At 57.1% G+C, this 24,669-nt stretch carries 17 protein-coding genes; 5 read left to right on the top strand and 12 right to left on the bottom strand.

The window, feature by feature from the left end:
- Positions 1-12 precede the first annotated feature (12 nt).
- On the top strand, positions 13-924 hold the full coding sequence (locus E0E17_RS08690; RefSeq protein ID WP_130833432.1) for a LysR substrate-binding domain-containing protein: 912 nt from the start codon (positions 13-15) through the stop codon (positions 922-924).
- 133 nt (positions 925-1,057) lie between these two features.
- Here E0E17_RS08690 and E0E17_RS08685 read toward each other — a convergent pair whose 3' ends face one another.
- The 3 genes from E0E17_RS08685 to E0E17_RS08675 are packed head-to-tail and all read right to left on the bottom strand — an operon-like array spanning position 1,058 to position 4,919.
- On the bottom strand, positions 1,058-2,380 hold the full coding sequence (locus E0E17_RS08685; protein ID WP_130833429.1) for a c-type cytochrome: 1,323 nt from the start codon (positions 2,378-2,380) through the stop codon (positions 1,058-1,060).
- Positions 2,381-2,391: 11 nt separating this feature from the next.
- The gene (locus tag E0E17_RS08680; protein WP_130833426.1) at positions 2,392-4,176 is read right to left on the bottom strand and encodes a GMC family oxidoreductase; all 1,785 of its coding nucleotides are present in this window, start codon (positions 4,174-4,176) and stop codon (positions 2,392-2,394) included.
- Positions 4,177-4,178: 2 nt separating this feature from the next.
- Positions 4,179-4,919: a gluconate 2-dehydrogenase subunit 3 family protein gene (locus E0E17_RS08675; RefSeq protein WP_130833424.1), complete on the bottom strand. Its 741-nt coding sequence runs from the start codon at positions 4,917-4,919 to the stop codon at positions 4,179-4,181.
- 300 nt (positions 4,920-5,219) lie between these two features.
- On the opposite strand from E0E17_RS08675, the gene sbmA reads away from it, so the two are divergent.
- Positions 5,220-6,455 (top strand): peptide antibiotic transporter SbmA, encoded by a 1,236-nt coding sequence (sbmA, locus tag E0E17_RS08670; RefSeq protein WP_130833422.1) that lies wholly within the window; start codon positions 5,220-5,222, stop codon positions 6,453-6,455.
- A gap of 40 nt (positions 6,456-6,495) precedes the next feature.
- Here sbmA and E0E17_RS08665 read toward each other — a convergent pair whose 3' ends face one another.
- The 5 genes from E0E17_RS08665 to gltP form a co-directional block, all read right to left on the bottom strand.
- Entirely contained in the window at positions 6,496-8,139 is a 1,644-nt protein-coding gene (locus E0E17_RS08665; RefSeq protein WP_130833420.1) for a dihydroxyacetone kinase subunit DhaK, read from the bottom strand.
- Positions 8,140-8,272: 133 nt separating this feature from the next.
- Positions 8,273-9,325: a 7-bladed beta-propeller protein YncE gene (yncE, locus tag E0E17_RS08660; protein ID WP_130833418.1), complete on the bottom strand. Its 1,053-nt coding sequence runs from the start codon at positions 9,323-9,325 to the stop codon at positions 8,273-8,275.
- Positions 9,326-9,565: 240 nt separating this feature from the next.
- Positions 9,566-11,110 carry a methyl-accepting chemotaxis protein gene (locus tag E0E17_RS08655; protein ID WP_130833416.1) on the bottom strand — a complete coding sequence of 515 codons (1,545 nt, stop codon included), beginning with the start codon at positions 11,108-11,110 and terminating at the stop codon, positions 9,566-9,568.
- Positions 11,111-11,266: 156 nt separating this feature from the next.
- On the bottom strand, positions 11,267-12,199 hold the full coding sequence (gene murQ / locus E0E17_RS08650; RefSeq protein ID WP_272940791.1) for an N-acetylmuramic acid 6-phosphate etherase: 933 nt from the start codon (positions 12,197-12,199) through the stop codon (positions 11,267-11,269).
- 129 nt (positions 12,200-12,328) lie between these two features.
- Complete coding sequence (gene gltP / locus E0E17_RS08645; protein WP_130833412.1) at positions 12,329-13,630, bottom strand: glutamate/aspartate:proton symporter GltP; 1,302 nt, start codon at positions 13,628-13,630, stop codon at positions 12,329-12,331.
- 577 nt (positions 13,631-14,207) lie between these two features.
- Here gltP and acs point away from each other — a divergent pair.
- The 3 genes from acs to E0E17_RS08630 all read left to right on the top strand — a co-directional run bounded on the left by acs (position 14,208) and on the right by E0E17_RS08630 (position 18,375).
- Positions 14,208-16,163 carry an acetate--CoA ligase gene (gene acs, locus E0E17_RS08640; RefSeq protein WP_130833410.1) on the top strand — a complete coding sequence of 652 codons (1,956 nt, stop codon included), beginning with the start codon at positions 14,208-14,210 and terminating at the stop codon, positions 16,161-16,163.
- A gap of 227 nt (positions 16,164-16,390) precedes the next feature.
- Positions 16,391-16,720, top strand: a complete 330-nt coding sequence (locus tag E0E17_RS08635) for a DUF485 domain-containing protein (RefSeq protein ID WP_130833408.1) — start codon at positions 16,391-16,393, stop codon at positions 16,718-16,720.
- Positions 16,720-18,375 carry a cation acetate symporter gene (locus tag E0E17_RS08630; protein WP_130835501.1) on the top strand — a complete coding sequence of 552 codons (1,656 nt, stop codon included), beginning with the start codon at positions 16,720-16,722 and terminating at the stop codon, positions 18,373-18,375. Before E0E17_RS08635 ends, E0E17_RS08630 begins: the two co-directional genes overlap by 1 nt.
- Positions 18,376-18,406: 31 nt before the next feature.
- Here E0E17_RS08630 and E0E17_RS08625 read toward each other — a convergent pair whose 3' ends face one another.
- The 4 genes from E0E17_RS08625 to E0E17_RS08610 form a co-directional block, all read right to left on the bottom strand.
- Positions 18,407-22,615 carry an SET domain-containing protein-lysine N-methyltransferase gene (locus tag E0E17_RS08625; RefSeq protein WP_130833406.1) on the bottom strand — a complete coding sequence of 1,403 codons (4,209 nt, stop codon included), beginning with the start codon at positions 22,613-22,615 and terminating at the stop codon, positions 18,407-18,409.
- Between the two features lie 231 nt (positions 22,616-22,846).
- Positions 22,847-23,392, bottom strand: a complete 546-nt coding sequence (locus tag E0E17_RS08620) for a YfaZ family outer membrane protein (RefSeq protein ID WP_130833404.1) — start codon at positions 23,390-23,392, stop codon at positions 22,847-22,849.
- A gap of 130 nt (positions 23,393-23,522) precedes the next feature.
- On the bottom strand, positions 23,523-24,221 hold the full coding sequence (locus E0E17_RS08615) for an LrgB family protein (RefSeq protein WP_130833402.1): 699 nt from the start codon (positions 24,219-24,221) through the stop codon (positions 23,523-23,525).
- On the bottom strand, positions 24,214-24,639 hold the full coding sequence (locus E0E17_RS08610; protein WP_130833400.1) for a CidA/LrgA family protein: 426 nt from the start codon (positions 24,637-24,639) through the stop codon (positions 24,214-24,216). Before E0E17_RS08610 ends, E0E17_RS08615 begins: the two co-directional genes overlap by 8 nt.
- Positions 24,640-24,669 lie beyond the last annotated feature (30 nt).

Here is a 24,669-nt window from a genome sequence, read left to right as displayed (position 1 = left end):
AAGGAGATGATAATGTCGCAGACGCAGCCACGGTTACCCAGGCTGAATGCCATTCTGGCATTCAAAACCGCAGCGGAAGCGGGCAGTCTGGCAAAGGCGGCACTGGCGTTGTCATTAACTCCCGCCGCTATCAGTCAGCAGATTCGCCAGCTGGAGTTGCAGCTTTCGACCCAGCTTTTTCTGCGCACGCAGCAGGGGGTGCAGCTCACCGAAGCGGGGAAGGAGTACTTACGCTATGTGAGCGAAGCCTTTGACCTGTTGCAGCTGGCGCAGCAAAGTCTGTATGACGAGGTTACGCCATCCCGCCTGACCATCTGGTCCCTGCCTGCGCTGGCCAGCAAATGGCTGACGCCAGCGATTACCGCCTGGCAGCAGGCACAGCCCGATATTGCGCTGGTGGTGCATGGCACCCACGCCCATATCAATGTTGCCGCCACGCCCGCTGATTTTGTGATCTGTTTTGGCGAGCATCACTATCCGCAACTGGAGAAAGTGGCGCTGTTTCAGGATGAAGTGGTGCCGGTGGCGAGTCCGACACTGGCGGCGCGCTTTCACGATGCGCACGACTTCTGTCAGGCGCCGCTGATCCACCTCGACTGGGGCAACGAGGGGCGTTTTCTGCCCGCCTGGCGTGACTGGTTGCTGGCGCGTGATGTTCCCGCCAGCACCGTGGCGGGCGGTCTGACCTTTAACCTGACCTCGCTGGCCATTGATGCCGCCGTACAGGGCGCGGGATTGCTGTTGGGGCAGCGTCGGTTGATTCAACGGGAACTGGCGCGCGGGGAGCTGGTGGTACTGGACTCGCTCTCGCTGGCGTTGCACAAGCCCTATTTTCTTGCCTGGCCAACGCGCACGCTGCATCAGCCTGGCGCTGACGCTATGCTTCGCTGGCTACAACAACTTGCGCAGCAGCCTCTTTACTGAGGCGGATTTTAAGAGGGGGAGCGGATCTAAGGCGGGTGGGCAGGTTTTCCGCCTGCCCCGTTCAGACGTGCTGGTCATCTTCACGTTGTCGGAAAAGAGAAGCGCCTGCGCGCTTCTCCTGTCGCCAACGCACTTAATGACCTGACGGCAGTTCATTGATACTGGCGCTGCCGAGATTATGCTGCACGGTTTCATCCTTGCGCAGTTCGGCAACCTGCTGCGCCGTCACCGCTTTCGTCGCCTGATTGCCCCAGCTGGTGCGGATAAAGTTCACCACATCCGCCACCTGCTGATCGTTCAGACGCCAGCCAAAGGCAGGCATGGTGATGGGCGTCGGTGCACCTTGTACCCCGGGCAGCGTGCCGCCGGTCAGCACTATATGGATCAGCGACGTCGGATCCTCTTCCAGCACCACCGGGTTACCGCTCAGAGCCGGGAAGAAGCGCTGATAGCCGCTACCGTCCGTTTTATGACAGGCCGCACAGCTGTCCACATAGAGCGAGGCACCGGTTTTGCTGTCATCGCCTTTCCACAGCGCTTTCGCAACGGCATCATCCACGCTGAAAGGCGCCTGGCTGGCATCTTTCGCGCCCAGCGACTTCAGGTAACGGGCGATGGCGGTAATATCTTCATCGCTCAGATACTGCAGGCTGTGCTCTACCACTTCCGTCATGCCGCCAAAGGCTGCCGTATGATCGTTGCGGCCATAGCGCAGGAACTGACTGAGATCGCTTTCGCTCCAGCGTCCAAGGCCGTCACGGTTATCGCCACGCAGATTGCTGGCGGTCCAGCCATCAATGGGCGCGTTGCTGCCAGCGAGGAAATCACTCCCCTCACCGTCGCTCAGCGCTTTTTCCTGCATGGTGATGCTGCGTGGCGTATGGCAGGCGCCGCAGTGGCCCAGTCCCTCAACCAGATAGCGACCGCGCGCCAGCACCGCGTCTTCCTCACTGCCCGGCTGGAAGGCTTTCACATCCGGCGCAAAGAAGGTACGCCAGACCGCCAGCGGCCAGCGCATCGACATCGGCCAGGGAATATCGCTCTCTTTGTTGGCCAGCGCGACCGGCTTAACGCCCTGCATAAAGTAAGCGTAAAGCGCCTTCATATCCTCGTCGCTCACCACCGCATAGGAGGGATAGGGCATCGCCGGATAGAGGGTGTCGCCATTCTTCGCGACCCCATGACGCACCGCTTTCTCAAAGTCGTCATAACTGTAGTCACCAATCCCGGTCGCTTTGTCCGGCGTGATATTGGTGGAGTAAATCGTTCCGATCGGGGTCGCCATCGGCAGGCCGCCAGCAAAAGGTTCGCCCCCTTTGCTGGTGTGGCAGGCGACACAGTCCCCTGCCCGCGCCAGATACTCACCGCGTTGCACCTGATCTGCCGCGCTCTCCTCTGCGGCCAGCGCAGTGAACGTCATCGTGCCCAGCATCAGGGCCAGAATGCCTTTTTTCATTGCCATTATCCTTATGCCTGCACCAGGGGGCCCGGGTTTTTCAGATACTGTTCACGGATCGCTTTGGCTGACCAGTAAGTCAGGGCGGCGACCATGCCGGTGGGGTTATAACCGAGTCCCTGCGGGAACGCCGATGCGCCCGGCACAAAGACGTTCGGCACATCCCAGCTCTGCAGATAGCGGTTCAGGGCGCTGGTGTTGGGATCTTCACCCATAATGGCACCGCCGCTGATATGGGTCGTCTGATAAACGGTGGTGTCGAAATGGCTGTTGGCGTTTTTCGCGGCGCCGGTGATCAGTTTCGGGTTCATCGCTTCGGCGATATTGCGCATCTTGCCGATCATAAACTGCGCCATTTTGATGTCGTTTTCCTGCCAGTCAAAGGTCATACGCAGCAGCGGCTGGCCCCAGGCATCTTTGTAGTTCGGATCGAGGTCGAGATAGTTGCTGCGGTAGGACTGATGCGCACCGTGGGCATCCATCGACAGATGATGGTTGTAGTTATCCGCGACGGCCGCTTTCCACTTGCTGCCCCAGGCAGGCGTACCCGTAGGGGTCGGCAGGCCGGAGATCGGTTTCGTCCCCGCCTGGTTCACCCAGAATGGCGAACCGCCAACGAAGCCGTGAGGTCCATGATCGAAGTTATCGGCGTTGAAATCATCCACACCGACGCCTGCGCCGCCCGCACCAATAAAGGGGTTGGTGGTGGTGTTTTTATCAAAGAACACTTTCAGCGTAGAGAGGTTTTGATAGGCAAAGTTACGGCCCACCACCCCTTCGTTCGTGATCGGGTTGTAAGGCTTGCCGATGCCGGAGAGCAACATCAGATGCACATTGTTGAACTGGAAGGCGGAAAGGATCACCAGATCGGCTGGTTGCACCACTTCGCGTCCCTGCGCATCCACATAGGTCACGCCGGTTGCCCGCTTTTTATCATCGCTCAGATTGACGCGCAGAACATGTGCGTTATTGCGCAGTTCAAACTTCGGCTCCTGACGCAGCGCAGGCAGAATATTCACGTTGGGCGACGCTTTGGAGTACATATAGCAGGCGTAACCGCTGCAGTAGCCGCAAAAGTTGCACGGCCCCATCTGCGCACCGTAGGGGTTGGTGTAAGGCCCGGAGGTGTTAGCTGATGGCAGATCGTAAGGATGATACCCTACCGATTCTGCCGCGCGGGCAAACAGCTGCGCTGAATAGGTACGTTTCTGTGCGGGCAGCGGGAAGTCGCTGGAGCGATCCGGCGCGAACGGGTTACCGCCTTTGTCCTGTCCCACAACCTTGCCTTTGATACTCCAGGCGCTGCCGGAGGTACCAAACACTTTCTCTGCCTTATCGAAGTAGGGTTCCAGCTCGTCATAGGTGACGCCAAAATCCTGAATAGTCATCCCTTCCGGGATAAATTTTTTGCCGTAGCGCTCTTCATAGTGGCTGCGCATACGCAATTCTATGGGATCGACACGGAAATGAACGCCTGACCAGTGCAGCCCGGCACCGCCGGTACCGGTGCCCGGCAGAAAGAACGCCAGCTGACGGTAAGGTACTGCCGTTTGTCCGGCATCGTGACGCACTGTCACCGTGCTTTTCGACAAATCCTGGAACAGTTTCCGGCGGGTGTTGTGCGTCAGTTCATCGATAGACTGCGGATAAGCGCCGTCCGGGTAGGTGTCGCGGTGCGGACCGCGCTCCAGCGCCAGCACATTCAGGCCCGCCTCGGTCAATTCTTTCGCCATGATGGCACCGGCCCAGCCGAAGCCCACAATCACCGCGTCTACTTTTTTCATCTCATTTGCCATGGTTACGCTCTCTCACCGCGAATTGAAACAGGCGGGAACGGATAACGTTCACCACGCTCTACCCAGTCCATAAAGTCAGCACGGGCTCCCGGGAAGCCGATCAGCTTCCAGCCAACCATTCCCTGGTTGCCGCCATGTACCGGGTCGCAGAAGAAACCTTCACGGGTGTTCTGTAACAGAAAGGCAAAAAACACCTTGCTTGACAGCTGGCTGAATTGCGCCTCGCCACTTTCCATCGCCTGCAGCAGCGCGTCCTGCTGCTCGCCGCTCAGCCCGGCAAACACTTTACCGTGCTGCGCTTTGCTCCAGGCATCGGCATCGGCCAGACCCAGACGGTAGACCTGCTGCGGCACCAGCGGCTGCTGATAGCCCAGCTCTTTCGGGACATCAGGATGGAACGGCCCCTGCATATACCAGTTGGCACCGGTGGCGTAAGGGGTGTTCATCTGACGATCGATAAATTCCGGTACGCCCGCTTCCAGCGCGCCCGGGCCGCGTTCGTCACTGGGGATCAAACGCGCCACGGCGGCGGTGATAAAAGCATATTCTTCGCGGGTAAACCAGGTGGGCTGATAATCCCGGGTTTGCGGTGCAGCAGCTGGCGTAGTAGCGTCTGCCGCGTTCGCTGCAGGTGAGAGACTCAGTGCGCCTGTTGCCATACTCCCTGCCGCCACCACCGGTGCCAGGGTGATGGTTTTCAGTAAAAAGTCCCTGCGCGTATGGCCAGTTTTTTGTTGTGACATGACATTGCCTCAGTACCACATACAATGCGGTATGAACGGTTAAACGGTTGCGTTGTAATGATTTTTATTAGCGGTTATAGGGTCACATTGGCGCTGTTACCGGTAACAGCGGCGCGTAGTGTACCACCGTCATCAGCAAAGATTTAGCGTTGCGAAACAAATTCGCACTAATTCCTTAACATTTAACGATCGCTTATTTTGCATACAGGAAAATGTCCGGATGTCATGCCCGGAAACAACCCCATACAGACAGCGCAGCGCTGACGCGTTATAACAGAGGGATATCACTACGGAGAGCTTATGTTTAAGTCTTTTTTCCCCCGGCCAGCCCTGTTTTTCAGTTCGGCGGCCATCTGGAGTCTGCTGGCGATCTTTGCCTGGTTTGGCTTTGCCAGTGATGCGATCCACGCCGTGCCCACGCTGGCTACGGCAGCCAGAGAGCCGCTGCCCGCCACCGCGTTACGCTTTATCGCTGCCAGCCAGCTCTGGTTTTATGCCTATTACTGGCTGACCGTGGCTATTTTCGCCCTGATCTGGCGCGTGATTGATAACCATCCCTGGCAGCGCTGGTCGGTGTGGGGATCGGCGTTGATTATCTTTGTCACCTGGTTTGGGGTGCAGGTAGGCGTGGCGATCAACGCCTGGTATGGCCCGTTTTATGACCTGATTCAAAAGGCGCTGACCAAAGCGGGGTCGGTGCAGATTAGCGAATTTTATTATCAGGTTGGCGCTTTTCTCGGCATTGCGCTGATCGCCGTGGTCATCAGCGTGCTGAACTCGTTCTTTATCAGCCACTGGGTTTTCCGCTGGCGCAGCGCGATGAACAACTACTACATGCATAACTGGCAGCGCCTGCGTAACGTCGAGGGTGCCGCGCAGCGTGTGCAGGAAGATACCATGCGCTTCGCCAGCACGCTGGAGGACTGGGGCGTGAGCTTTATTCAGGCGATTATGACCCTGATCGCCTTCCTGCCGGTACTGGTGGCGCTCTCGCATCATGTCAGGGATATTCCGCTGCTGGGCAATATTCCTTATGCGCTGGTGATCGCCGCCCTGCTCTGGGCGCTGTTTGGCACCGCGCTGCTGGCGCTGGTGGGGATTAAGTTACCGGGACTGGAGTTCCGCAATCAGCGGGTAGAAGCGGCCTACCGTAAGGAACTGGTGTATGGCGAAGATGATCCCAGCCGTGCCAGTCCGCCGACGGTAACCGCATTGTTTAATCAGGTGCGCACTAACTATTTCCGTCTCTACTTTCACTATCTCTACTTCAATATCACGCGCATTCTCTACCTGCAGGTGGATAATGTGTTTGGCCTGTTTTTGCTGTTCCCTTCTATCGTGGCGGGCACCATCACGCTCGGCCTGCTGAACCAGATCACCAACGTGTTTGAGCAGGTGCGATCTTCCTTCCAGTATCTGATCAAATCCTGGTCCACGCTGGTGGAGCTGATGTCGATCTACAAGCGTCTGCGCAGCTTTGAGCAGATTCTGGATGATATTCCCCATCAGGAGATGCTGAAAGAGGCGGCAGAGTAAAGGTGTCGTTCTCCCCCGCAAGCGGGGGAGAACAGTCGTCTTAGCCGGCACTGAGCGCCGCAAAGACCTTTTCAACCGCGTAAGCGCCCGGATCTTTCACCCCGTCCAGACTCTGCTGATTGAGATAAGAGGAGCGCCCCGCACGGGCACTCTGCATCTGCGCGGTGCTCTCCGCGCCACGTTGCGCCTCTGCTGCTGCTGCCTGCAGTGACTGACCTGCCGCCAGCGCCGTCAGCGCGGGTTCCAGCGCATCCACCAGCGTGCGATGGCCCCTCTGCGCGCCGCCATAATGTTTCATACGCTCCAGCCCCTGTACCAGCGCCTGCGCAACGTTGCTGCCCTGCGTCAGCTGCTGACCCGCCGTAGTAAACAGAATCGACATCAGCACGCCACTGGAGCCGCCCATCACCGTGGCCAGTTGCTCTCCCACCCACGCCAGCAGCACCGGCAGTTCCGCCAGCGGCAGCTGCCCCGCCTCCAGCGCCTGTTTAATCTTGCGCGCACCGGCTGCAAAGGTCGATCCGGTATCGCCGTCGCCTACCCGGGCATCCAGCGCATTCAGTTCACTTTCAAGGTCGATCAGCGTCTGGCAGAGGATGCGTACCTGTTGTTCCACCCGGGGATGCGACGAAGGACGCACCTGAAGCTGGCTGGCAACCTTCTGCGCTGCCATCAGTTGCGCCTTGCCAGGGGGCTGGATCGACGGCCAGCCCTGCACTTCCACCGGGGCCTGCAGGGCGGTGATAAATTCCTCGTCCAGCTGCAGGAGCGTCAGCGAAAAGCCTTTCATATCCAGCGCGCTGACCAGCGTCGCCGGGCCTGCCAGATGGCTGATGCGGTCAGCCAGCGGCGTTTTCAGCACTTCGCGCGTCAGCACCGCCAGTTCCAGCATGGAAAAGCCACCGAGATTGTTAATCAGCAGCAGCGCTTTTTTCTCTGCCGGTACGGCTTTTGCCAGCTTTTCTGTCATGATGGCGACAATTTCGCGGCTGTTTTGTGTATCCAGCGTGGTCACGCCCGGCTCGCCATGAATCCCCATGCCCAGCTCGCTTGCTCCCGGCTTCACCCGTTCATCACGCGCCTCGCCCGGCACATGACAGCTGGCAAAGGCGAGCCCGATAGAGGCGGTGGCGTCGATCGCCCGCTGCGCCAGCGCCTGCACCTGCTCCAGCGATGCCCTCTGCTCCGCCGCGTAACCGGCGATTTTATGGATCAGGGGGGTTCCGGCGATGCCCCGCGGCTGGGGATTATCCGGCAGCGCAATATCGTCCTGCACCATCACCAGCGCTACCTTATAGCCCAGGTTTTTCGCTTTCTCGGCGGCCAGCCCAAAGTTAAGCCGGTCGCCGGTATAATTTTTTACGATCAGCAGACAACCAGCGTCACCGGTCACGTTGATAATGGCGCTGAGCACCGCATCCACACTGGGCGAGGCAAAGATATCGCCGCAGACAGCCGCCGTCAGCATCCCCTTCCCTACAAACCCCGCGTGGGCCGGTTCATGGCCAGAGCCGCCGCCTGAGATCAACGCTACTTTGCTTTTATCCCAGTCGTTGCGGACCACCACCCGGATATCGTCGCCGAGATCCAGGCGGCTGAGGTTATGCCAGGGGGTGCTGAGCAGGATGCCCTCCAGCGCCTCATTAACCAGATCGCTTTTTTCATTCATAAAAAACTGGCTCATTCTTTTCTCCCTTGGTGTCCGTGCTGCCTGCCTGCCAGACGGCACGCTATAAAGGTAGTTGATCAGGCGATGAGATTACGAATGACCGGAAAAAAGCGAGCGGCACCGGGCCGCTCGTCAGCAGAGAGGGAAATCAGAGGGCGATACGCATTACGCTGTCAGGCTGTGCAGGCGGATTTTTTGGCGAGCCGGGCTGCTTCACGCTGACAAACAGCGTTTTGCCATCAGCAGAGAGCGTCAGGCTGTTTGGCAGGCCAGGTGCTTTTACCGTGCGTTTCACCTGGTAACTGGCGGCATCGATAATGCTGATCTCTCCCGCTTTACGATGGGTGACATACAGCTCGTTGCGATCGGCATTAAACAGCACCGCCAGCGATTCCGGTACGGCGATGCGCTGAATCACACGCTGATCGCGGCTATCCAGCACCAGCAGCTCTGGTTGTTTGGAGTCGCTGAGGAAAATGCGCTGACCTTTGGTATCCAGCGCGATATTCAGGAAAAAGTGCGCTTTTCCTTCATCGATTTTCTGGCGTTTCTCGATGGCGTTGGTGCGGGTGCTGATGGTGATCAGTTCGCCGTCACTGTTGGTGACATAGAGTTTCTGCGCGGCGGCATCAAGCGCCAGGCCCGTCCCCATTTTACCGGTATTCGGGACAGTGCTGATCAGCTGTAAGGTTTTGCCGTCAACCACCCATACCACGCTCTCTTTGCCGAGACCGGTGATATAAACGCGATCGGTCGTCTCATCCACCACCAGCTCACGCGGCTGCAGCGGACGGCTGCTTTCACTGCGCTTACGGCTATCCAGCACCAGGGTTTTCAGTACTTTGCCGGTATGCGCATCCACGGCAGTTACCGCGCCCTGCACACTGTTACCGAAGTAGAGGGTATTGGTTTGGTTGTTAATGGCGGCACCGAAGGCTTTCAGTTCCGTATCAATGGTCTGCTTCACCGCCAGGTTCTGCGGGTCGAGACGATATACTGTGCCGCCTTTCTCCTGGCTGGTACTTTGCGCACTGGCCAGGAACAGGGCGTTATCCGCACGGCTGTAAGCCATTTCGTAAGCGCCTTTGGAAATGGGCTGATTGAGTTCCTGCGTTTGAGCACTCAGGGTGGCTGAGAACAGCGCAGTGACGAGCAGCAGCGGACGCAGCGCCCACTGACGAGAGGAATTTACCGCTTTCATGACTTCTCCATAGCAAAAACACTGCCCTGTAGCAGTGAAAGAAAAGCCCGACATTGCAACCAGAAGCTAAACAGCCAGCCACGTGAGCTGACTAACCACCTGTCTTTTTTTGAGAATAATAATCATTTATCTCATAAAGCGACAGACTTTTCTGCGCCAGAAACAGAAAGGACGCCCGCAGGCGTCCTCTGTTGTCAGAACAGCGTCGCAGCGCGACGTGCCGGTGACGGGCCAGGCCGATCAGCGAAACACATTGATGGCTTCCACCAGACGGTTCGCCTGGCTCGCCATGCGCCCTGACGCCTCGGCACTTTCCTGCACACGCGCCGCGTTCTGATGGGTAATATCATCCAGATCTTCAACCGCCGTGCTGACCTCGCGCAGAGCAGTGGCCTGCTCTGCGGTGGCGGCGCTGATCTGGGCGATCAGCGCGGTCACATTCTGCACCTGGGACACAATTTCCTGCATGGTACGGCCAGCGGCATCAGCATGATCGCTGCCAGACTGGACGCGCAGCGCGCTGGTTTCCACCAGCGTTTTGATTTCGCTGGCAGCTTTGGCGCTGCGCTGCGCCAGGTTACGCACTTCCCCTGCCACCACGGCGAAGCCTTTGCCCTGCTCACCGGCACGCGCGGCTTCTACCGCTGCGTTCAGCGCCAGGATATTGGTCTGGAAGGCGATGCCGTCAATCACACTGGTAATGCTGGCGATGCGCTTTGAGCTGTCGGCAATTTCCGACATCATGCTGACCATCTCCTGCATCACCTTACCGCCTTTCTGCGCCGCCTCGCTGGTGGTGGCCGACAGAGAATTCACCTCGCCCGCGGTCTCCGTGTTGCTTTGCACCGTGGCGGTCATCTCATTCATGGTCGCCGCGGTCTGCTGCACGTTAGCCGCCGCCTGCTCGGTGCGACGACTGAGCTCATCATTGCTGCGAGCAATAGAGTCGCTGGCGCTCAGCACATTAATCGCCTGACCGCTGACATCGTTGACCAGCCAGCGGAACATCAGGCCCAGTTGCCCGATGGCCCGCAGAGTCATGCCGACTTCATCCATACGATCAATCTCATCCACCTTATAGCTGTTGCCGGTGGCGACGCTCAGCGCCTGACGACAGACATGCTCCAGCGGACGGGAAATCTGCCGTTCCAGCCAGGCGCTGGCCAGCAGCAGCAAAATGGCCATCCCACCGGCAAAGCAGCCCAGCGCGCCCGCGGACATGCCCAGCGCCCAGACGCAGGCGACCGAAAGCGGCAGCAGCGCCATCAGCGTGCTGCGAATGCGCCAGCGCAGGGGCATGGTTTTAAACAGCGAGCCGATTCTGCGCCAGCCGCGCCCAATCAGCAGCCCTTTATGAAAGCGATATTTCTTGCCGTGACCGGCACGGAAATCACTGTAGAGCGCTTCCGCCTGCTTGATCTCTTCTGCGTCGGGACGGGTACGTACCGACATATAGCCCTGCACTTCCCCTCTGCGTACCACCGGGATGGCATTGGCGCGCACCCAGTAATGATCGCCATTTTTACGCCGGTTTTTAACCAGCGCAGACCAGGGTTCGCCCTGTTTTAACGTGGCCCACATATCGGCAAAGGCCTCTACAGGCATATCCGGATGACGCACCATGTTGTGCGGCTGGCCTTTCAACTCTTCCGGCGTAAAGCCGCTGATCTCAATAAAAGTATCGTTGGCGTAGGTGATATTACTGTCGAGATCGGTGGTGGACATCAGCGTGGCATGATCGTCAAAAACGTATTCATGCTGACTGACGGGCTGATTATTACGCATAGCGGAGTCCTTGCTGGGCTACTGCAGGATGCAGAAGGAACGATGGCACTTTGGTATCTTTTCGGCAGACTGGGGCCGGGCTTTAGAGGGAATGGTTAATTTTTGTTTCAAATTAATCCCGTTAGCGACAAAAAATGCCGCTAACCGGGAAAAGTGTCACTCAGCGCCGCTTTGCCCGTTACGCAACGCCTGGCGAATAAAGCCGTGATGCTGCGCCAGTAAAGTACGCGCTTCTTCTGCCGTCAGCCCCGCGAGCACCATCAGAATGGCGGTTTTGCAGTTCCCCTCACTGGCAGCCAGCGCCCGGGTAGCCGTGGCTTCATCACACTCACTGGCCTGCATCACGATATTGATCTGGCGCTGCACCAGTTTCTGATTGGTGGCTTCCACATCCACCATCAGATTCCCGTACACCTTGCCGCTGCGGATCATTGCCCCGGTACTCAACATATTCAGCACCAGCTTTTGCGCCGTGCCCGCTTTCATACGCGACGAGCCGGTAATCACTTCCGGTCCCACCACCGGCGTCAGCGCGATATCCGCCAGCTGCGCCATCGGGCTGTCGGGATTACAGGTCAGGGCGGCGCAGGTGGCCCCCAGTGATTTGGCCCAGGCAAGCGCGCCCAGCACATAAGGCGTACGCCCGCTGGCGGCAATCCCGACCAGCACATCACTGGCGTTGAAACCGATATCGCGCAGGTCCTGCTCGCCCGCGGCGCGGTTATCCTCCGCGTTTTCCACCGCCTGCAGGATCGCTTTGTGACCACCGGCGATCAGCCCGACCACCTGCTCACGCGGTGTGCCAAAGGTTGGCGGGCATTCACTGGCGTCAAGAATGCCCAGCCGGCCGGAGGTACCTGCGCCGCAATAAATCAGACGTCCGCCCTGACGAAAGGCGGCGCTGATGGCATCCACCGCCTGCGCGATCTGCGGCAGAATAGCTTCTACCGCCAGCGCCACCTTTTTATCTTCGTCATTAATGACGCGCAGCATCGCCTCGGTAGAGAGTTCGTCAATATTCTGGCTGGCCTGATTACGGCCCTCGGTAATCATCTGGCTGAGATCGATCTTCATCGCACGCTCCTGCATGAATCATTCACTGGCCTGTATCATAACCAGAGAAAATCTCGCCATGACGATTATTTTTCGCTGTGCTGGCCTCTTTCAGGCAGAAAAAAACCCGCCTGCGGGCGGGTTTGTCAGAAACGACGCCAGCGCTTAACTGGTGGTTTGCGTACGCAGACTCAGCTCATACTGCGCTGCCTGCTGTACATCAAACTGGTTTTCCCAGCGAGCGATAACCAGCACCGCCAGCGCATTGCCAATGACGTTCAGTGCCGTACGCGCCATATCCATAATGCGATCCACACCGGCAATAAACGCCAGCCCTTCCAGCGGAATGCCCACGCTACCCAGCGTAGCCAGTAGTACCACAAAGGAGACGCCCGGTACGCCCGCAATCCCTTTCGAAGTGACCATCAGCGTCAGAACCAGGATAATCTCATCTGTCAGCGAGAGATCGATGCCATACAGCTGGGCGATAAAGATCGCCGCGATGCTCTGATACAGTGTCGAGCCATCGAGGTTGAACGAATAGCCGGTCGGCACAACAAAGCTGGTGATCGCTTTGGGTGCGCCATAAGCCTCCATTTTTTCCATAATCCGCGGCAGCACGGTTTCTGAGCTGGAGGTGGAATAGGCGAGGATTAGCTCATCCTTGAGGATACGCATCAGCGTGGTAATGCGCAGCTTACAGAAGCGCGCCACGCCACCGAGCACCACAAAGGCAAAAAACAGAATCGCCGCATATACCAGCAGCACCAGCTTCGCCAGCGGCCAGAGTGAGGCAAAACCGAAGTTCGCAATGGTGACCGCGATCAGTGCAAACACCCCTACCGGCGCATAGCGCATGATCATATGGGTGACTTTGAACATGGTTTCCGAGACGGAGCGGAATACCGTCACCAGCGGATCGCGATGTTCTGCAGGCAGCGAAGAGAGTCCCAGACCGAACAGCACCGAGAAGAAGATGATCGGCAGCATCTCGCCTTTCACCAGCGAGGCGAAGATGTTCTGCGGGATCAGCGACAGAATGGTGGAGACCAGACTGTGCGCGCCACCCTGCACCTGCTGGGTAGTGGCTTCATACTTAGAGATATCCACCGTTGCCAGCGTTGACATATCAATGCCGCTGCCAGGCTGAAACAGATTGGCCAGGGTAATACCTACCACAATGGCAAGGGTGGTGATCACTTCAAAATAAACGATGGTCTTAACGCCAATGCGTCCCAGCTTTTTCGCATCGCCTACGCCGGCAATACCGACAATCAGCGTAGAAATAACGATAGGCACAACGATCATCTTGATAAGATGAATAAATATGTCGCCCGCCGGGCTTAAAATATTCGTGATTAACCATTCACGTCCTTCCTGCTGATTATGCAGTATGGCACCGACAATGATACCCAGCACCAGAGCAATCAGAATTTGCCAGGCAAGGCTGAACTTAAAACCTTTCATAACGCGTTATTTCCTCAGTCAAACCCCTGGCTATGCACGCAAGGCAGCGGATAAAAGCATCAGGGAAGTGAGCAAAAGCCCGGTAATTTAGAGGGTTATAATAGGCTGCATCCGACACGGACACGTGGTGGCGTTCCATGCCACTGACCTTTGCAACCAGAGTTGATACCTGCTGAACAGGGCGGTGATAAGTACCATTTTCACTACAGTAAATGCAACCCCTGGCGAGTTCGCTTAAAACTTCGCCTACCGAGCAGAATAAAATACTGTTTGGTTATATAAAGCCTAACTTGCTGTTCTAAAAACTAATAATTGTTTGCTGTACGGCATAGTTATGCATTTAGCGCCCAGATCAGGGGTGATTCGTTTGCTGTTTTTTTATCCACTCCCTCTGTCTTTTCCTGCGGTTAGCCTCCCGACGGTTGCGTGTGCCTGCTGCCCAAATGATTCATAAATTCCCCTGTTTCATCTCCGCTTTATTCCCGTGATCCATGGCGCAAAAAGAAACAAAAGCCTCAGCCCACGCTTTAATTAACCTTTCATTGACATATGATTAACAACTTCAAGGAGATCAGCCATGAGCCAAATACATAAGCATCCCGTTCCTGCCCATATTGCGGAAAACACGCTGATTAATGCAGCGCAGTATCAGTCAATGTATCAACAGTCGGTACAGGATCCCGAGGCGTTCTGGGGAGAACAAGGCAAGATCCTTGACTGGATCAAGCCCTTCACCAAAGTAAAAAATACCTCCTTTGCACCGGGTAACATTTCGATTCGCTGGTATGAAGATGGCACGCTGAACCTTGCCGCCAACTGCATCGATCGCCATCTGCATGAGCGTGGCGATCACCCTGCCATTATCTGGGAAGGCGATGATGCCAGTGAAAGCAGGACGCTCACCTTTCGCGATCTGCATCGCGAAGTTTGCCGTTTTGCGAATGTGCTGAAAGATCTTGGCGTAAACAAAGGCGATGTGGTCGCGATCTATATGCCGATGGTGCCTGAAGCGGCGGTGGCGATGCTCGCCTGCGCCCGTATTGGCGCGGTGCATTCCGTGATCTTCGGCGGCTTCTCACCGGAAGCGGTGGCGGGCCGTATTATTGATTCCAGCGCCAGGCTGATTGTCACCGCCGACGAAGGCGTGCGCGCGGGCCGGACGATTCCACTGAAAAAGAACGTGGATGATGCCCTGAAAAACCCTGGCGTGACCAGCGTACAAAACGTGGTGGTGCTGAAACGCACCGGCGGTACCACTGAGTGGCATGAAGGCCGCGATCTCTGGTGGCACGAACTGATGCACAGCGCCAGCGCACACCATCAGCCGGAAGAGATGAATGCGGAAGATCCGCTGTTTATTCTTTATACCTCTGGCTCCACCGGTAAACCCAAGGGAGTGCTGCACACCACCGGCGGTTACCTGGTCTATGCGGCCACCACCTTTAAATATGTCTTCGATTATCATCCCGACGATGTCTACTGGTGTACCGCCGATGTGGGTTGGATCACCGGCCACAGCTATCTGCTGTATGGCCCGCTGGCGTGCGGCGCCACCACGCTGATGTTTGAAGGCGTGCCCAACTGGCCGCAGCCGAGCCGCATGGCGGAAGTGGTAGATAAACATCAGGTGACACTGCTCTATACCGCGCCAACAGCGATTCGCGCCCTGATGGCGGAAGGGGATAAAGCCATTGCCGGGACCCAACGCAGCAGCCTGCGCATTATGGGATCGGTCGGCGAGCCGATTAACCCGGAAGCCTGGGAGTGGTATTACCATAAGATTGGCGACAGCCGCTGTCCGATTGTTGATACCTGGTGGCAAACCGAAACCGGCGGTTTCATGATTACTCCGCTGCCCGGGGCCACCGAACTGAAAGCGGGTTCCGCCACCAAACCCTTCTTCGGCGTCCAGCCCGCGCTGGTTGATAACGAAGGCCAGCCGCAGGAAGGGGCCGCAGAAGGCAACCTGGTGATTGTGGACTCCTGGCCGGGTCAGGCGCGTACCCTGTTCGGCGATCATGCGCGCTTTGAACAGACCTATTTTTCTACCTTCAAAAATATGTATTTCAGCGGTGACGGCGCACGTCGTGATGAAGATGGCGACTACTGGATTACTGGTCGCGTGGATGACGTGCTGAACGTTTCCGGTCATCGTCTCGGCACCGCAGAGATTGAATCGGCGCTGGTTTCGCATCCGAAAATCGCTGAAGCCGCGGTGGTCGGTATCCCGCACAGCATCAAAGGTCAGGCGATTTACGCCTACATTACCCTGAACCATGGCGAAGAGCCGTCACCGGAACTCTATGCCGAGGTTCGTAGCTGGGTACGTAAAGAGATTGGTCCCATCGCCACGCCAGACGTGCTGCACTGGACCGATTCACTGCCCAAAACCCGCTCCGGCAAAATTATGCGGCGTATCCTGCGCAAAATTGCTGCTGGTGATACCGGTAATCTGGGCGATACCTCAACGCTGGCCGATCCGGGCGTTGTGGAGAAACTGCTGGAGGAGAAACAAGCCATCAATATGCCGTAACCGGTTCTTTGTGGGAAGCGTCCGGGCTTGAGCCGTGCCCCGCTTCCCACACCGGCCAGCCAACGCTTTCTGTTTTTCGCTGTCGCTTTAGCTTTTAACCATAACAACACCTTACAGAAGAGGCGTTCTCTCTATGCGTGTTGAAGCACATGCTGCGTACTGCCTGGAGGCAGCGGCGATGGGCTGAGCATACAGAAGCGACCTCAATGTCCTCTGGAGAAACTGTGATGAACAAAGCTCCATCCCAACATGATGCCGCCTGGGCACGCATCGAACAAAATCCGCGCTTTAAGGAACTGGTACACAAGCGTCAGGCTTTCGCCACGCTGTTATCGCTGATTATGCTGGCACTCTACGTCGGCTTTATTCTGCTTATCGCCTTTGCCCCCGGCTGGCTCGGCACGCCGCTTTCTGCCGATACCAACGTGACGCGCGGCATCCCCATCGGCATCGGGCTGATTGTGATCTCCTTTTTACTGACCGGTATCTATGTCTGGCGGGCTAACGGCGAGTTTGATCGTCTGACCAAAGCGATCCTGAAAGAGGTGAAAGTATGATGCGGCGTAACCTGCTGTTGCTGCTGACCATGGCGCTGCCCGGCGTGGCGCTGGCTGCGGATGCCATTACCGGCGCGGTTGAAAAACAGGCGACCAATTATCAGGCGATCATCATGTTCGTGGTGTTTGTCGCCGCGACGCTGGGCATTACCTGGTGGGCGTCAAAACGCACCCGTTCCCGCAGCGATTATTATACGGCGGGCGGCAATATTACCGGCTTTCAGAACGGCCTGGCGATGGCCGGTGACTTTATGTCTGCCGCCTCCTTCCTCGGCATTTCTGCGCTGGTTTACACCTCCGGCTACGATGGCTTGATCTATTCGCTGGGCTTCCTGGTGGGCTGGCCGATGATGCTGTTTCTGATTGCCGAGCGCCTGCGTAACCTGGGTCGCTATACCTTTGCCGATGTCGCCTCTTACCGTCTGGCGCAGAAGCCGATTCGCACCCTCTCCGCCTGCGGCTCGCTGGTGGTGGTGGCGCTCTATCTGATTGCACAGATGGTGGGCGCCGGCAAGCTGATCGAACTGCTGTTCGGGCTCGATTATCATGTTGCCGTGGTGCTGGTGGGGATTCTGATGGTGCTCTACGTGCTGTTTGGCGGCATGCTGGCCACTACCTGGGTACAGATCATCAAAGCGGTACTGCTGCTGTTTGGTGCCTCTTTTATGGCCGTGATGGTCATGAAAGCCGCGGGCTTCAGTTTTAATACCCTGTTTACTGAAGCGATGGCGGTGCACCCGAAAGGCATCGATATTATGCGTCCTGGCGGGCTGGTGCACGATCCGGTTTCCGCGCTGTCGCTCGGCCTGGGACTGATGTTCGGTACTGCCGGGCTTCCTCATATTCTGATGCGTTTCTTTACCGTCTCTGATGCCCGTGAAGCGCGCAAAAGTGTGTTCTGGGCCACCGGCTTTATGGGCTACTTCTACTTCCTGACCTTTATCATCGGCTTTGGTGCCATTCTGCTGGTGGGCGCAAATCCCGCCTTTAAGGACGCCAGCGGTGCCCTGATCGGCGGCTCCAACATGGCGGCGGTTCACCTGGCGAATGCGGTAGGCGGCAGCACTTTCCTCGGCTTTATTTCCGCCGTGGCCTTCGCCACTATCCTCGCAGTGGTGGCTGGCTTAACCCTGGCGGGCGCTTCGGCGGTGTCGCACGATTTGTACGCCAGCGTGATACGTAAAGGCCAGGCGACCGAACGCGAAGAGCTACGCGTCTCCAAAATTACCGTGCTGGTGCTTGGTGTGGTGGCGATTGCGCTGGGGATCCTGTTTGAGAAACAGAACATCGCCTTTATGGTGGGCCTCGCCTTCTCCATTGCAGCCAGCTGTAACTTCCCCATAATCCTGCTGTCGATGTACTGGAAAAAACTCACCACCCGCGGCGCGATGGTGGGCGGCTGGCTGGGTCTGCTGACGGCGGTGATACTGATGATTCTGGGACCGACCATCTGGGTACAGGTACTGGGCAACGCGTCGCCGATCTACCCTTATGAGTATCCGGCGCTCTTCTCAATGCTGGTTGCCTTTATCGGCACCTGGTTCTTCTCGGTGACCGACAACTCTGCTCAGGGTGCGGCGGAGCGGCAGCTTTTCCACGCGCAGTTTGTGCGCTCGCAGACCGGGTTAGGTATTGACCAGGGCCGGGCGCATTAATGCCTCAGGGCGACTTCGGTCGCCCTTTTTATTAATCGGCGCGCTGCGAAGGCCCTGGCTGCGGTGAAAGCGGTTCCTGCTTGATCTCTGTCGCCGCCGGATTGTAGGTCTCGCCATAATCCACCAGCAGCTCCTCACCCGCTTTGATCTCTTCCGCTGCCACATAAAAGGTCAGGCTCTTGCCTGCACGAATCGCCACCACGTTATTGTGCCGCCAGGCTTTACCGCCCGGAAGCTTCGACGTGTTAATCAGACTCAGGATATTTCCCGTGCCGAATCCGCTTACCGTTCTGGCGCCTGCCCGGGTTTCCCATAAATAGGTCAGAACTTTCGCGCGTCCGACGCGCCTCGCCTCCTGATTTAACGACGCCTCGCTCTCATGCAGCTTGCCCGCATAGGGACCGAGCACGGTGAAAGGCGCAATATCCTGGCGGGCAAAGACGCTGAGTCCACGCGCCGGTCCATCATCATCCAGCGGAACCGCGGTGTACATCAGCGCAGTAAACTTGTTGTCCAGATCCCCTTCATGCCTGAGCCAGTCGTGAATCTGCTGATGAATGCTGTTTTTTCTTTCCGCCGTTTCCTTACGCCCCAGCGCCCGGAACAGATGGTGCAAGCTGCTCCAGTGCGTCACTTTCACCGCTTCAGGCGGCCCTTCATGCTGGATCAGCAGACTGATACGCGGATCTTCAGGATCCTGCAGAATCGGCAGATTATTATTGATGCGGTGGACAAATGCGGCATCCTCCATGCTGACTTTCATTTCAGTGATCTCCTGCGACGTCCCCCGCCCTGTGGGCAGGTCAGCCGTCTCGGTCAGTTCAATACGGACGAGATGATGATTGATGCTGACCGTATAATCGGGCGCTGTCTCCAGCTCGTCCCCGACCTCTTTCACGGCTTCCTGCGGCAGGCTTAACCGATCGGCTCGTGCAGCATTGTCGTCCGAAAGCTTTAAAAAAGCTTTGAGTTTCTCGGTTGGGCCGCCATCTACATGAAAGTAGCGGCTAAAGGCATCAGGGGCCAGCGAGTGAGCTGTCGCGTACTGGCGTAGCTTTTCTGGCGTGCGTTCGCCAATATCCTTTGACAGTAATTCCCACAGGGTGGTGCGGTTCACGGAATAAAACATGCGGTTAATCGCCGCTTTCGTTAAACGGCCATTAGCGCGAAAATAACAATGTACCTTTCGGGCATCCAGATTAAAAATAATCGCCAGGCTAATGGCATCCAGCTCGGGACACTGGCGGTTAAGAGTCATTATTCTTCTGGCATCTTCTCTGCTGAATTTATGAAATTCATGGTCGCGCAGCAGCTCCTCCCCCAGTGGTGTTAACTCCCCTCGCTGGCTGATATATTTTTCCAGCCTGGCCCGACTGATGCCATATTGCTCGGCAATCGCGGCGATTTCCCCCGCCGGGAATTTTTTCCTGGACAGCGAAAGCACCTGTGTGATGACACCTGGCGTAATATTGCCAACTTCAGTGACTTTTCGTAATCCCAGCGGCGTTAACTCTCCCTGTTCGTTGATAAACAGCATTAAGCGCTCCGCCGGCACGTGATTCATACGGGCAATTTTATTCAGCCCGCCCGTTAAAGCGATCGCCTGGGGATTATCGCGCAGCAGCATAATCAGAGCCTGAATTTGATTATCCTGCAACTGCAGCAACCAGCGGCTTGCCGCTACCGGGGCGCCTCGTCCGCTCAACCCCTCGGTCAGAAGCAGCTCTATCTTATTCAGGGGCTGCAGGTCACCCTGCCGATCACGCCAGTAGCGGCGTCTGGCCAGATTGCCGCTCTCTGCTTCCTCCAGCACATAAATTTCTCTTCCGTGAAAGGTGGCGACCGGTTTCACTGCTACCGGTGCCTGGTTGTCTGCCAGCCGGCCCGTGAGGAGGGGTGCCGGCGCCCCGGACAACCGGTTTAAGGCCGCCTGTAACGTTTTTGCCAGTTTACTGTCCGCAGGGAGGTCATTTATCTGTTTCAGTACGCTTATCAGGCTACTCAGGGAACGTCTCATTGTCATGCCCAGGGAAATTACCGTTTCAATGCCAGGATCGGCTGCGCGCAATACACTCTTCCCCAGGGATTGCATTTCAGCCACCGTGGGCAGACGGCTGGCAGCGATCACCCGGACCGCCGCTGCGCGCAAGGCCGGACGGGACAATCCTTGCCGTAGCAGCAGGCCGCTGCCCGCCTGCAGTCCGGTTGCCAGCCGCGTTCCAAACTTACCGGCCAGCAACGTGGCCTGTCCGGCTACCGGAATAAAGGCGATAAGATCGAGCAGACAGGCAGGCACCGCCTGAGCAACGTTGTTTTTAACCGTCCCCTCAATGCATTCGTAAAAAGGAATAAAGGCTTTCACCACGCGCCATATTTTTTCCAGCGTCGAGGGATCGTAACCCTGATGATAAAGCGCGTGATACAGATGATCGCGGTGCTGCGCCTGTAAGTAGTCTATGTATTGAATGAGCTGCTGCTGACTGCGCTGCGTTGCAGCGGGAATAGTTTGCGTTTTAATCTCAAGGGTTAAACGCGCCGGGTTAGTGATGAACTCTTTTTCATATTTCTCGTCCATCTCAAAGATGCGATAACGCAGGTACTTTTCCTTTTCCCGGTCGACCCGTATCAGCTGATATCCGCCCTGCGCCTGCGGAGCCAGTAAATAGATCCTTTCTTCGTGGTTGCGGGAAACCAAAAGCAGATCGAGGTTGCGCTGATACCAGCGATCAGTGGGTAACATCTTGCGAAAATTATAGCTGGCTGCCAGAACCGCCTTTACGGGATAAAGGATGGCCTCGTGTGCATGAATAAAAGCGTGTTCTTCCTGCTCCAGGTTTTCCATCGCGCCCTGGATCAGAAGTTTGTCCAGTTCGGCAAAGTGGGCCGCTACCGCATGCGTTTGTTTCTCATATTCAGACGTAATGTCAGGCGCTGTTGCGCAGGGCTTTTCCCAGCCGTTCAGATAGCGTTGTTTTATCCTCTCCTTGTCCGTCGCGTCTGGCGGCGCAGCAGTCAAGGCACTGTTGCCGGATGGCATCTGGTGACAGGCATGAATAAAGGTTTCCGCCAGCTCGCCGCGCGATTGCCAGCTTTGCCTTGCGTCGATGTAGCGCTGCATGCTGGCCCGTAATCGCTCAAGCGTCTCCCAGGCCTGTTGACGCGCCTGCAGACAGACCGTCAGCGCTTCCTCTGTCAACGCGGCGGGTATCTCAGGATGTTGCACGCGTTCCGGCTGGCGCTGCGCCAGGCAGAACAGCGCGGGCAGCGCGAAAAAAGGCAGCAGTGCCGCCTCAACGCCTCCCGCCGCGGTTGCCAGCTCCCACAGTATTTCTCCCAGTTGAGCCACCTCCGCTCTGGTGAGCGTGGTTAGCTCTGTTCCGGCTGCCGCCAGGTAGCGCGCACCGGTGTATAACGCGGCGTATTCCGTGCTGCAGAGTGGCAGCGTCTGTACCTCGGGATGATTGAGCCAGGGCAGTATCTGGTTGAGCGCCTCACGCCAGCAGGGAAAGAGCGACGTCGGCAGCAACGGCCTGAACGCTGCAGGCTGTAGCAGGCGCTGCATATCCGCCACCGTGAGGGTCTGCTCCGCTGTCACGTTGCTGGCCAGCAGACGCGTCAGCGCGATGTCAGGAGAATGACCAAGCAGCGTTGCCACAAGCCAGGGGCCAAGCACTTCATTCTGCATAGCGGCGGTTTCTGCGTAGCGCGCCATGGCAGCGATCAACGTCGCCTTGTCGTCCGGCTCATATTTCTGATGACGCGCCAGAAGGTGCTGCCGTTTGAATTCATGAAACAGCGCCTCGTTGATATCGACTTCAGAAGTGCTGTTGCCCTGTGCGCTGAGCGTGGCGCTGGCAGCTAAGGGCGTAACGAGCCTGACTTCACTACGCCGCAGCTCATCAGCCCGGGGGATTAGCCCATCCGGCCAGCCGGGAACGGTCGTCAGGGTCGATCGTACCTGGCCATCTGCCGCCGCCCCGTTTTGTAGCAGATCAGATACCAACAGGCACCCGGTTACCAGCTTCAGCAGGGTATTGAGCTTCAGCCGGGGAGCTGTCGCCGCGTAAGGCGTTTTTTCCTGGCGGTTAACAATCTCCCTGACCCTTTCTGCATAACAGAGATCAGGATGTGCGCCAGAAGCACCGCGCGCATTATCTGGCCGGAATCCTCCGGTGTTCACTCTGCTGTAGTGATGAAAATGTCCGGTCCTTGCGCGGTAGAGCGCTGCGTCAATTGGCATAATAAATTCCCTTTTATGTGCCCAGAGATGCGGAATTGATACTTTTACGTCACGCCACGATTACAACAAAACCGCCAGTTAAAAACTTCCAGATAACGAAAAACTTAGCCTCACGCAGAAAGGCGCGGCTCAGACGACAAAGGAAGGAAAAGAAGGGCTGGCTTTCGGCTGCGAGGCCGGAAAGCGCATAAAAAAGGCGACTCGCGTCGCCCTGTTTGCACGGGTAGCCGATCAGAAGCGCAGCGATGCGCCCACGTACGGGCCGTCCACCAGCACGTTATCTTTACGGTCACCTTTGTTTTCCAGTTCAATATACTGGTAACCCACACGCAGGTTCAGCAGTGAGATCGGCGTAAAGCTGACCCCGCCTGCGGCTTCCTGATAGCTGTCGAGGTGATCGGAGAAAGATTCTGGTGCATAGTAATACTCACCGTACAGGCTCCACATGGTGTTAAAGTTGTACTGCGCACCGCCACCCACTGCGACGGCAAAACCGTCTTTCCCTGCTTCCGGATGGGTAAACATCGCTTTCGCCGCAGGCGCAATGCGCAGCGAACCAACATCAATGTTATAACCCAGTCCAAGGCCATAAGTGCTGCCATCATGATCGCTGCGCAGCCAGTTACCTTTCAAAAACAGACCCGGCGACGTGGTACCGAGGCCAAGGTTGAGGTTGGTGCTATGCTCACCCACGTCAACACTGCCCTCAATCGCCTGCGCCGCGCCGCTCAGCAGTAGCATTCCTAATGCACTTCCCATTACAGCTTGCTTAAACATAATTCCGCTCCATCAAAAACAATCATTGCGGCGCAAAGGGTAAACAGCCTGCGGCAGCGAAACAACCTGATTCGACAAGCTTTACGTAAAAAGAGATAATATTCACCGCTCTGGCGCCTGCATAGCACGGTCAGGCGACCGCCCACAGCAGATGTCCCATTACCGGAGCCAGTATCACCGTAACTACCCCCGAGAGCATCATGACCAGACTGGCTACCACCCCTTCCTGCGCGCCCAGCTGATAAGCGCGTGCCGTGCCCGCGCCGTGTGAGGCGGCTCCCAGCCCTGCGCCTTTCGCGACTCCCTGCTTAATCGCGAGGCGCAGAAACAGCAGATCCCCGACCGCCATCCCGAATACGCCGGTCACCACCACAAACAACGCCACCAGGTCGGGCTGCCCGTCTATCTGTTTTGCCGCGGCCAGCGCAAAAGGCGTCGTAATGGAGCGTAATGCCAGACTACGCTGGATCGCCTCCGGCAGCGCCAGCAGGCGCGCCAGCCAGACAGAGCTGCAGACCGCCACCAGCGTCGCGGTCACTACGCCGGCACTCAGGGAGAGCCAGTGACGGCGGATAATCACCATGTTTTCATATACCGGCACGGCAAAGGCCAGAGTCGCGGGGCCGAGTAACCAGAGCAGCCAGTGGCTTTCGGCAATGTAATCCTGCCAGGTGACATGGGTAAGCAACAACAACGCCACCAGCACCAGCGGCGTCAGTAGCAGCGGCATCAGCAGCAGCTTACGCCAGCGCCGGTAGAGCTGTTTGTTGAGATAGTAGATCAGCAGCGTAATGGCAAAACAGATCAGGCTGATCGCGAAATCATTCATCCCGCGCCTGCTTACGCGCCGCACGCGCGACTTCGAACTGATACACCCGATCCACCACCAGCGCGGTAGAAGCCAGTACCAGTAACGTACTGATGGCGATCACCAGGCCGATACGCCAGCCTTCCAGACGCAGCAGGTCGCCATAGTTCACCACCGCCACCACCGCCGGGATAAAAAACAGCAGCATTTCTCCCAGCAGCCAGTTTGCGCCGCTACGTACCCATTTCACCGGGACGATACGCGTCATGATTAACAGCAGCAGCAGTACCAGACCCACGATATTGGCAGGCAGCGGTAAATGTAGTTTGCTCACCAGCTGATCTGAAACCAGAAACAGCCCCACGTAAAACAGCAGCTGTAGCGGCAACCAAAGCAGGTGCGACTTGTCTGTGCGCCGTACGCTGAGCGTTAACGCCATTTTCTTTTTCTCCTTCTTAATACAGAGCAG

This window comes from [Erwinia] mediterraneensis, from assembly GCF_900604315.1.
GTDB lineage: Bacteria > Pseudomonadota > Gammaproteobacteria > Enterobacterales > Enterobacteriaceae > Pantoea > Pantoea mediterraneensis_A.
Note: the sequence above shows the minus strand (reverse complement) of the source record. Positions and strands in the feature narration are given on the sequence as shown.

Coding starts and splice junctions, on each gene's coding strand:
- E0E17_RS08685 (WP_130833429.1), bottom strand. CDS start 2,380: ATGAAAAAAGGCATTCTGGCCCTGATGCTGGGCACGATGACGTTCACT.
- E0E17_RS08655 (WP_130833416.1), bottom strand. CDS start 11,110: ATGCGTAATAATCAGCCCGTCAGTCAGCATGAATACGTTTTTGACGAT.
- yncE (WP_130833418.1), bottom strand. CDS start 9,325: ATGAAAGCGGTAAATTCCTCTCGTCAGTGGGCGCTGCGTCCGCTGCTG.
- E0E17_RS08620 (WP_130833404.1), bottom strand. CDS start 23,392: ATGTTTAAGCAAGCTGTAATGGGAAGTGCATTAGGAATGCTACTGCTG.
- E0E17_RS08680 (WP_130833426.1), bottom strand. CDS start 4,176: ATGGCAAATGAGATGAAAAAAGTAGACGCGGTGATTGTGGGCTTCGGC.
- E0E17_RS08610 (WP_130833400.1), bottom strand. CDS start 24,639: ATGGCGTTAACGCTCAGCGTACGGCGCACAGACAAGTCGCACCTGCTT.
- E0E17_RS08625 (WP_130833406.1), bottom strand. CDS start 22,615: ATGCCAATTGACGCAGCGCTCTACCGCGCAAGGACCGGACATTTTCAT.
- E0E17_RS08630 (WP_130835501.1), top strand. CDS start 16,720: ATGCGGCGTAACCTGCTGTTGCTGCTGACCATGGCGCTGCCCGGCGTG.
- E0E17_RS08615 (WP_130833402.1), bottom strand. CDS start 24,221: ATGAATGATTTCGCGATCAGCCTGATCTGTTTTGCCATTACGCTGCTG.
- E0E17_RS08635 (WP_130833408.1), top strand. CDS start 16,391: ATGAACAAAGCTCCATCCCAACATGATGCCGCCTGGGCACGCATCGAA.
- sbmA (WP_130833422.1), top strand. CDS start 5,220: ATGTTTAAGTCTTTTTTCCCCCGGCCAGCCCTGTTTTTCAGTTCGGCG.
- acs (WP_130833410.1), top strand. CDS start 14,208: ATGAGCCAAATACATAAGCATCCCGTTCCTGCCCATATTGCGGAAAAC.
- E0E17_RS08690 (WP_130833432.1), top strand. CDS start 13: ATGTCGCAGACGCAGCCACGGTTACCCAGGCTGAATGCCATTCTGGCA.
- E0E17_RS08665 (WP_130833420.1), bottom strand. CDS start 8,139: ATGAGCCAGTTTTTTATGAATGAAAAAAGCGATCTGGTTAATGAGGCG.
- murQ (WP_272940791.1), bottom strand. CDS start 12,199: ATGCAGGAGCGTGCGATGAAGATCGATCTCAGCCAGATGATTACCGAG.
- E0E17_RS08675 (WP_130833424.1), bottom strand. CDS start 4,919: ATGTCACAACAAAAAACTGGCCATACGCGCAGGGACTTTTTACTGAAA.
- gltP (WP_130833412.1), bottom strand. CDS start 13,630: ATGAAAGGTTTTAAGTTCAGCCTTGCCTGGCAAATTCTGATTGCTCTG.